Source organism: Streptosporangium sp. NPDC006013 (assembly GCF_040614275.1).
Taxonomy (GTDB): Bacteria; Actinomycetota; Actinomycetes; order Streptosporangiales; family Streptosporangiaceae; genus Streptosporangium.
Map to the genome: position 1 here is coordinate 1 of NZ_JBEXUE010000508.1, position 6,973 is coordinate 6,973.

At 71.3% G+C, this 6,973-nt stretch carries 5 protein-coding genes; 2 read left to right on the plus strand and 3 right to left on the minus strand.

Annotated features, from left to right (window positions below):
* A partial coding sequence (locus ABZ260_RS43270) for a xanthine dehydrogenase family protein molybdopterin-binding subunit (RefSeq protein WP_355629548.1) occupies positions 1–2,004 on the plus strand: 2,004 nt, incomplete at its 5' end.
* Between the two features lie 12 nt (positions 2,005–2,016).
* On the opposite strand, the gene ABZ260_RS43275 is transcribed toward ABZ260_RS43270, so the two are convergent.
* The 3 genes from ABZ260_RS43275 to ABZ260_RS43285 all read right to left on the minus strand — a co-directional run bounded on the left by ABZ260_RS43275 (position 2,017) and on the right by ABZ260_RS43285 (position 5,858).
* Positions 2,017–2,898, minus strand: coding sequence for an AraC family transcriptional regulator (locus tag ABZ260_RS43275; RefSeq protein WP_355629551.1), 882 nt, complete (start codon positions 2,896–2,898; stop codon positions 2,017–2,019).
* A 96-nt stretch (positions 2,899–2,994) separates the two neighbouring features.
* Complete coding sequence (locus tag ABZ260_RS43280; protein WP_355629554.1) at positions 2,995–4,902, minus strand: FUSC family protein; 1,908 nt, start codon at positions 4,900–4,902, stop codon at positions 2,995–2,997.
* Between the two features lie 161 nt (positions 4,903–5,063).
* Positions 5,064–5,858, minus strand: coding sequence for an SDR family oxidoreductase (locus ABZ260_RS43285; RefSeq protein WP_355629557.1), 795 nt, complete (start codon positions 5,856–5,858; stop codon positions 5,064–5,066).
* A 358-nt stretch (positions 5,859–6,216) separates the two neighbouring features.
* On the opposite strand from ABZ260_RS43285, the gene ABZ260_RS43290 reads away from it, so the two are divergent.
* A partial coding sequence (locus tag ABZ260_RS43290) for a CE1758 family FMN-dependent luciferase-like monooxygenase (protein WP_355629560.1) occupies positions 6,217–6,973 on the plus strand: 757 nt, incomplete at its 3' end.

Consider the following 6,973-nt stretch of genomic DNA (forward strand, 5'->3'; position numbering starts at 1 on the left):
GGCGGCGCCCGCTACTCCGCCGACGAGCCGGTGCCGGGCCTGGCCTTCGGCGCAGTCGTCGTCTCCACCATCACCCGCGGGCGCGTCCTCGACATCGACGTCGCGGCCGTTCAGGACATGCCCGGCGTGCTGGGCGTGATCGACCACAGGAATGCGCCCCGGCTCAACCCGGAAGCAGGGCACTTCTTCGGTCCGGACGGAGGGCTGCGACTCCTGCAGGATGACGTGATCCCGCACGCGGGCCGCCCCATCGCCCTCGTGGTGGGCGAGACGCCCGAACAGGCCCGTGCCGCCGCCCAGGCGCTGCCGGTGGTCTATGACGTGCAACCGCATGACACGGAGTTCTTCTTCGGCCACCCGGCGGGCCGTCCGGCATCGGCCCTCTTCGACGGGCCCGTGGACGTCGGCGATGTGGACGCCGAGCTGGCCGCCTCCGCGGTAGTGGTCGACGAGAGGTACGGCACGCCCGAGGAGCACTGCAGCGCCATGGAGCCGCACTCGGCGACCGCCTGGTGGGAGGGAGAACGCCTGCAGGCCGTCGACTCCAACCAGGGGCCGTACCAGATCGCCGTCACCCTGGCCACGCTCTTCTGCCTGCCTCCGGAGCGGGTGCGTATCCGTGTCGAGCATGTCGGCGGAGGCTTCGGGTCCAAGGGCATGTGCGGGCCGCAGCTGATCCTGGCCGTGATGGCCGCGACGCGGTTCGGGCGGCCCGTGCGGGTCACGCTCACCCGCGACCAGGTGTTCCTGGCCACCGCGCAGAGGCCGGCCACGGACCAGGTGATCCGGATCGGAGCCGATGCCGATGGGCGCCTGCGGGCGGTCGACCATGTGGCCGCGTTCGAGCTGTCCCCGCTCGCGGAGTACATCGAGGGGTGCACCGAGCTCACCAAGACGCTCTACGCGGCGCCCGCGATCCGCACCCGGCTCACGGCGGTTCCGCTCGACATCCTGCCGCCGTACTCCATGCGTGCCCCCGGCGCGGCGCCCGGCTCGTTCGCGCTCGAATCGGCCATGGACGAGCTGGCGGAGCACCTGGAGATGGACCCGCTCGAGCTCAGGCTGCGCAACGAGCCCGTCGTCGGTCCCGTGTCCGGACTGCCGTTCAGCAGCCGGAATCTGGTCGCGTGCCTGCGCCAAGGCGCACGCCGGTTCGGCTGGGCAGATCGCGACCACCGGCCGCGGATGCGGCGGGAGGGATCCCTGCTCGTCGGCACCGGGCTGGCCGCCACGTCCTTCAGCACCGGGGCGTTCCCCTCTACGGCGTCCATCACGGCCGAGCCGGACGGCACCTTCACCGTGGTCGTCGCCGCCACCGACCTGGGCACGGGCGCCCGCACCGCGCTGACCGCGATCGCCGCCGATGCGCTGGAGGTCGGCGTGGAGAAGATCGGGCTTCGAATCTCCGACAGCGACCTCGGCCCCGCGTGGAGCGCGGGCGGGTCCCGCGGGACCGCGTCCTGGGCGTGGGCGATCACCGAGGCCGCAGCGAAGATGCGCGGCCCGGAACGGCCGGCGACGGTCACGGTCGACACGACGCACCTGCTCGGCGAGCTGCCATCCAGGGAACGACACGCCTACAGCGCCGTCTTCGCCGAGGTCACCGTCGACCCGGCGACCGGTGAGGTGCGCGTGCGGCGGCTGCTCGGGCTGTTCGCCGTGGGCCGGGTGATCAACCCGCTCATGGCCCGCAGCCAGGTCATCGGGGGAATGGTCGGCGGGCTGTCCATGGCTCTGCACGAAGAGGGCGTCCGTGACCCGGTCTCGGGGCGGCACGTCAACCCTGACTTCGCCGGCTATCACATCGCCGCACACGCCGACGTTCCCGACATCGAAGCCGAATTCGTGCCTGACCACGAACCCGGCCTCCCCATGGGAGTCAAAGGCGCTGGTGAGATCGGGAACGTCGGCACTGCGGCTGCGATCGCCAACGCTGTCTGGCATGCCACCGGGGTCCGGCAGCGGCAGCTGCCGATCCGTCTCGACCGCGTCCTGGAGGACTGACCACTGCGGAACTCAGCTCGTGGCGCGCAGGCGCATGGCGTCCTGGCTGGGGGATGCCCCGAACTGGCGACGGTACTCGCGGCTGAACTGCGACGGACTGTCGTAGCCCACGCGGCGGCCGACAGCGGCGATGTCGGCGGGAGCCGCCGCAAGCTGGAGTCGCGCCTGCTGGAGCCGGATCTGTTTCTGGAACTGGATCGGGCTCATCGCGGTGATTGCATGGAAGCTCCGGTGGAAAGCGGAGACGCTCATCCCCGCCAGCTTGGCCACGTCCTCGACCCGGAACGGCTGTGCGTAGTGGTCACGGATCCACTGAACAGCGCGCGCGATGTGGCTGAGGCTGCTGTCAGGCAGGCCGAACTGGCGGATGACGGGGCCCTGGTCGCTGGTGATGAGCCGCCAGAGAATCTCTCGTTTGATGAGGGGCGCGAGGACGGCGATGTCTTGGGGGCGGTCGAGCAGGCGCACCAGGCGGACGACGGCGTCGAGGAGTTCGGCCGAAGCGGTGCTGACGGCCAGGCCCGGCGGAGCGTCGTCACCGAGCTCCGGGAGGTCGCCGGGAGCCGCCTGCAGCAGTACCTCGGCGACGGTGGCCGGATGCAGGGTCAGCCCGACCCCGAGCCCCGGCAGCTCCGGGCTGGCCTTGGCGAAGTGGGCGGTCACCGGCAGGTCGACCGAGGCGACGAGGTACTGCCCCTCCCGGTACTCGTAGACCGTGTCGCCCAACGCGAACCGTTTCGCTCCTTGCGCGACCACAGCCAGCACCTTGCCGTAGGTCGTCGGCGTCGGCGGCTGGGGGTGTTCGGCCTTGAAGATCAGCACGTCCTCGATGGAAGTCCGCAGATCAGGCCGAGCATGGCGGTTGAGAAGATCGCGTAATTCGTCGAGGACCACGATCCCGATTCAAGCAGCACCCGCGGACCGCGACAATCATTCGCGATGAGCACGGACATCGCGCGCAGGGGTGGGTCCGCCAGGCCGTTCCAGCCGCTAGCGGTCTCCCGCCACCGTGTCGCGCAGGCTGCGTACGGCGGAGTCGACCCGCTCCAGCGTCTCGTCGGCGCAGGCCCCGGAATCGCCGGGTCTCCGCCCCGCGCGGACGTCCCTGGCGATGTCCTCCAGGGAGTCCGCCAGGGCCTGGACCGCCGCCCGCGGCGGGGTCGGCGCGCCGCGCCCGGTGCGCGCGACGGTGGCGGCGGTCGCGTCGGCCACCCGTTCCAGCGCGGTCATCGCGGGCATCCAGGTGGTGACGCGTCTGCTGATCACAGGTGGCTCGGTCATCGCCCGCTGGAAGACCGTCCGCAGGTCGGCCAGGGCGTCGTACACCCTGCGGAGGAGCAGCGCCCTGCCGGGGTGCTCGGGGTCGAAGGCGTACCTGAGGTAGTTCGCGGTGGCCGACACCGCGTCGGCGAACCGGGGTCCGACCGGTGCCTCCCAGCTCCCGGGCCACGGCAGGTACCCCAGCAGCAGGACGATCACGCATCCGACCAGCGTGTCCACGATCCGGATCCTGCCCAGTTCCGGCCCCCCGCGGGTCAACAGGTCCACCAGGAACAGAACCAGCGGCGCCTGGAAGGTCGACATCAGGCCCCAGTTGCGCTGCATGCCGTAGGGCAGGAGCGCCGCGCACACCGCGATGGGGATCAGCAGCAGCGGGCCGTACGGCACCAGGAGAAGGACCAGGGTGCCGATCAACGTACCCGCGACGGTCCCGAGCGCGCGCTGCACGGCGCGCGCGAACACCGACCCGAAGTCGGGCTTGAGCACCAGCGCGACGGTCAGTGTCATCCAGTAGGACCGATCGAACCAGCCGAGCCGGCTGACCGCGGCGGCGACGCCCATGCAGAGCGCGAGCCGGACCGTGTAGACCCGGACGAGGTGGCCGTACCACATCTTCTCCAGAACGGCCCGGAGCCGGAAGCGGTAGCCGACCGGTTCGTACGGCAGTTGGTCGGCCGCGACGTCGCCGCCGGACGCCAGGTCGACCGCCCCCTGGACGGCGGAGGAGAGGGCGCGTACGGCGGGTGAGTCGCCGTCGTGGCGCACCGCCCGCGGCGCGGGCCCGCCGGTGAGCGACGCGGCGACGCCCTCGACGGCGGACGCCGGTTCCTCGGGCGGCTCGCGCCCCTCGTGGCACAGCGAGAGCAGTGCGTTGCGGATCAGCGAGGCCTGGTTCAGCAGGGCGACCAGCCGGGTGCGCCCGGGATCCAGCCCCACCGCCGGGGAGCGGGCGCCGAGGACGGTGTCGTAGGCGTTCCTGAGCGCGGTGTCGAACGCGGCCAGGGCGCCGGCGCCGCGATCGGTGAACAGCAGGCCGAGGGCCCGGTACACCTCGGCCACCGCGGTCTCCTCCGGCGCGCGCGGGTGGAGGGGCCAGTCGGCGACCCCCAGCGCGATCACCCACAGCACGCCCAGCAGGAACGTCAGCGCGTTCAGGCCGGGCGGTCCCGGCAGCGCTATGCCGCTGGCGATCACGGTCATCACCAGCAGTTGCAACCCGGCCGCCGAGCCCGTGCCCCCACTCGTGCTGATCAGTGCGGACAGCACGGAAACGGCCACCATGACCGGCACCACCCACCAGCCGTGGTCGCGGACCGCGGCCCCGATGAGATATCCCAGCGCCCCGGCGGCGCCGGCCGCGCCCATCCGGATGATCCTGGCCCGGTACGGGCCGCCCCGGTCGGCCGTCCCGGCGTTCATGGCGCCCATGGCGGGCAGCAGGCCGGCCGTGACGTGCCCGGCGGCGGCCCCTCCGAGGAGCGGGACGGTCACCGCCACGGCCATGCGCAGCATCGGCCACCATCGAAGCGCCGCGGGTGCCGGCCGGACCGTCTCGACCAGCCAGTCCGGAGCGGCGTCGATCAGCCGGTCGGCGGCCCGCCGGAAGAGCGGGGGCATCGCTCGCCGTGCTCAGTACGCCGGCACGCCGGACGCGCCCGGCCCCGAGGTGGTCTCTTCACGGTCCACGGCGCACCCCTACCCCTCTGCCCCGCCGGGTTATCCCCGCGTTCGCCGACGAAGCCTTGACCACCGCGCGACGCGCCGGGGTGCGCCATCGGTCAGGGGAGGATGGCGTCGACGTAGCCCCCGTCGACGCGGAGCGCGCCGCCGGTGGTGGCGGAGGCCTGTGGTGAGCTGAGGTAGACGACCATGTTGGCGACCTCCTCCGGTTCGATCAACCGCCGCAGCAGGGACTCCGGGCGGTGCTCCCGCATGAAGACGCGCTGGGCCTCGTCCCAGGGCAGGTCCCTGTCGACGAGTTCGTAGACGAAGTCCTCCATGCCTCGGGTGTGGGTGGGACCGACGATGACGGAGTTGACGGTGACACCGCTGCCCGCGGCCTTCTTGGCGAAGCCTCGCGAGACGGCCAGGAGCGCGGTCTTGGACATGCCGTAGTGGATCATCTCCGCGGGGATGACGATCGCGGAGTCGCTGGCGATGTACTGGACGCGCCCCCAGGAGCGCGCCACCATCCCCGGCAGATAGGCGCGGGTGAGACGGATCGCCGCCAGGACGTTCACCTCGAAGTAACGGCGCCACTCGTCGTCGGTGATCTCCAGGGCGTCCTGGACCCCGAAGACCCCGAGGTTGTTGATCAGGATGTCGGCCTCCGGCAGGATGCCGACGGTGTGGTCCGCGCCCTCCTGGGTGGCGAGGTCGGCGGCGACCGGGACGATCAGTGCGCCGGGGACCTCCGCGCGCAGCGCGTCGCAGGCCCTCTCCACCTTCTCCGGGGTGCGGCCGTTGACGGCCACCGTCGCGCCCGCCCGCGCGAGACCTGCGGCGATGGCCGCCCCGATCCCCTCTGTGGATCCGGTCACCAGTGCCGTCCTGCCGGTGAGATCGATGTGCATGCGTCACGTCCTTTGATGCCCGTCGCGGAGCCGTCTCCCGTACGGGCGGGCACTCACGACCGGATGACGAGGTGGAACGGTGCTCCACCGGGCGCCTTCCCGCTGATCCGCTGTTCGTTCCCGGATTCGCCGGTACGGAAAGCCCGGATGGTGATCATTTTGGGGAAGCGCACGCTTGTGACAAAGGTTTCCGCACCGGGCGGGGGTGTCGTGGTGGCCTGTCCGGGGTCGTCATGCCCGCGGCCGTTCCCGATCTCCGGCCGCCTGGTCACCGAGGCCGGCCCGGGCAGGAATAACCATCCCGCTGAGACGTTAAGGGTAGTTGAAATTTCAAACGAAACGGAGGACGGTGAGCACGATGCAGTTCGGGATCTTCACCGTAGGCGACGTCACCACGGACCCCACCACGGGCCGGACGCCGAGCGAGCACGAGCGGATCAAGGCGATGGTGGCCATCGCGCTCAAGGCCGAGGAGGTCGGCCTGGACGTCTTCGCGACCGGCGAGCACCACAACCCGCCTTTCGTGCCCTCCTCACCGACGACCATGCTCGGCTACGTCGCCGCGCGGACCGAGCGGATCATCCTCTCCACGTCCACCACCCTGATCACCACGAACGACCCGGTCAAGATCGCCGAGGACTTCGCGATGCTGCAGCACCTGGCGGACGGGCGCGTCGACCTGATGCTGGGCCGCGGCAACACCGGGCCGGTGTACCCGTGGTTCGGGCAGGACATCCGCCAGGGCATCCCGCTGGCCATCGAGAACTACGCGCTGCTGCACCAGTTGTGGCGTAAGGACGTGGTCGACTGGCAGGGCCGATTCCGCACTCCCCTGCAGTCGTTCACCTCGACCCCCCGCCCGCTGGACGGTGTCCCGCCGTTCGTCTGGCACGGCTCGATCCGCAGCCCGGAGATCGCCGAGCAGGCCGCCTACTACGGCGACGGATTCTTCGCCAACAACATCTTCTGGCCCAGGGAGCACTTCATCCGCCTGATCGAGCTGTACCGGGAGCGCTTCGCCCACTACGGCCACGGCACCCCCGAGCAGGCGATCGTCGGCCTGGGCGGGCAGGTGTCGTCGGCCGCGAAGGCCACCCCGACGCTCGCGGTCAGCG